At 65.0% G+C, this 1,567-nt stretch carries 2 protein-coding genes; one reads left to right on the top strand and one right to left on the bottom strand.

The genetic code is table 11. The annotated features are described in order from the left end of the window. The coding region (locus tag AQI88_RS42325) for an NsdA family TPR-like regulatory protein (protein WP_067011131.1) at positions 1-1,054 on the top strand (1,054 nt) is incomplete at its 5' end. Positions 1,055-1,057: 3 nt separating this feature from the next. Here the strand turns inward: AQI88_RS42325 and AQI88_RS42320 are convergent. After that, a partial coding sequence (locus tag AQI88_RS42320) for a phosphotransferase family protein (protein ID WP_159050621.1) occupies positions 1,058-1,567 on the bottom strand: 510 nt, incomplete at its 5' end.

Below are 1,567 nucleotides of genomic sequence, written 5' to 3'. Positions count from 1 at the left end.
ACTAGCCCAGGAACGCGCCGAGGCGTCGGCATCAGACCATTTGATCATCGCGGAAGGCGATCTCAGTTCTGCTGTGCTGTCATGGATGATCGCGCGCCCCGACGGCATCCAAGCCGACAGGCCCGCTCACCAACGAGTCGGCATGCGCGATGTCCGCGCGATACGGGACGCCGCCGACATGTTCATGCAGCTCGACTTCAAGTACGGCGGAGGCCACGGTCACAAGGCACTACGCCACTACTTCCGGCACGAGGTGCTTCCGCTCCTGGACGCGAGCTACAGCCAGAAGGTGGGTACGGCGTTATTCAGCGCCGCCGCCGAGGTGTCCCAGTTGCTGGCGTGGACGGCATACGACACCGGGAATCACCATCTCGCTCACCGCTACCTCACATCCACCCTGCGCCTGACCCAAGTCATCGACGACCGCATGTTCGGCGCCCGCATCCTCGGCAACCTCAGCCACCAGGCCAACTACCTCGGCAACCACACCCAAGCCATCCAGCTTGCCCGCGCCGCCGTCGAGGGCGCCAAGGGCCGAGCCACCCCGCGTGCCATGGCCAACTATGCGGCGATGGAGGCCCGTGCCCTGTCCAACGCAGGTGACGGCATCGCGGCAAGCCAGGCCATGAGGGATGCGGAACGCCACTTCGAGCGTGCCGACACAGCTGAAGATCCGGCGTGGCTCAGCTACTTCGATGAAGCAGAGCTCATGGGCGAACTCTGCCACTGCTTCCGTGATCTCAAGATGCGCCGCGAAGCTGTCGAGCAGGCCCAGCGCGCCGTGGACAGCACCGACCCGAAGTACGCCCGCACCCTCGGCTTCTGCCGCATGGTCCTCGCCCAAAGCCAGCTACTCAACGGTGAGCTGGAAGCCGCCGTCACCACCGCAAGCCTGGCAGTCGACGGCGGCGACTCCCTCCAGTCCAACCGATTCCAGCGCTACGTGACCGACTTCCAAAACGAGGTCAGCGTGCACGCGGCGAACCCCGCGGTGGCCGCCTTCAACGAGAAGGTGCACGACGCGCTTGCCCGCCTGGAGGAGGACGACGAGTAGGAGCTACCAGGGCCGCCAGTCCCGAGGCGCATCGTCGTTCCGCAGACCAGCGATGCGCCGACGGTACTCAGCCGCGGTTGCCGCGTCCTCCTGCACGTTCTGCATGAGCCACGTCGTCATACCGAACTCTTGCAGCCCCCGCAGCGTCTCGTACCCATGCCAGTCGTACAGGTCACGCCCGTACGCAGCCACGAAGTCGGCGTACTGCTCGTCGGTCTGCCACCCAAGGCTGTGATGCTCTACCGCCGTGACCATGAGATCCCACTCGGGGTGATCGAAGCAGAAGAACTCGAAGTCGATCAGGATCACTTGGCCCCGATCGTTCACCATGAGGTTCTGCACATGAGCGTCCCCGTGGACCGGCCCCTTCGGGGACTCGTACCGCAACTCCGCGAACCTGTCCCGCAGCTCCTGCTCCCGCTTCCGCAAGAAGGCCTTGTCATCGGCCGGGATCTGAGCCCGCTCCAGCCGCAGCGCCGACTTGTCGAAAGGCTGGTACGACGGCAGTTCTAG

Origin of the sequence: Streptomyces cellostaticus (genome assembly GCF_001513965.1) — a bacterium.
GTDB lineage: Bacteria > Actinomycetota > Actinomycetes > Streptomycetales > Streptomycetaceae > Streptomyces > Streptomyces cellostaticus.
Note: the sequence above shows the minus strand (reverse complement) of the source record. Positions and strands in the feature narration are given on the sequence as shown.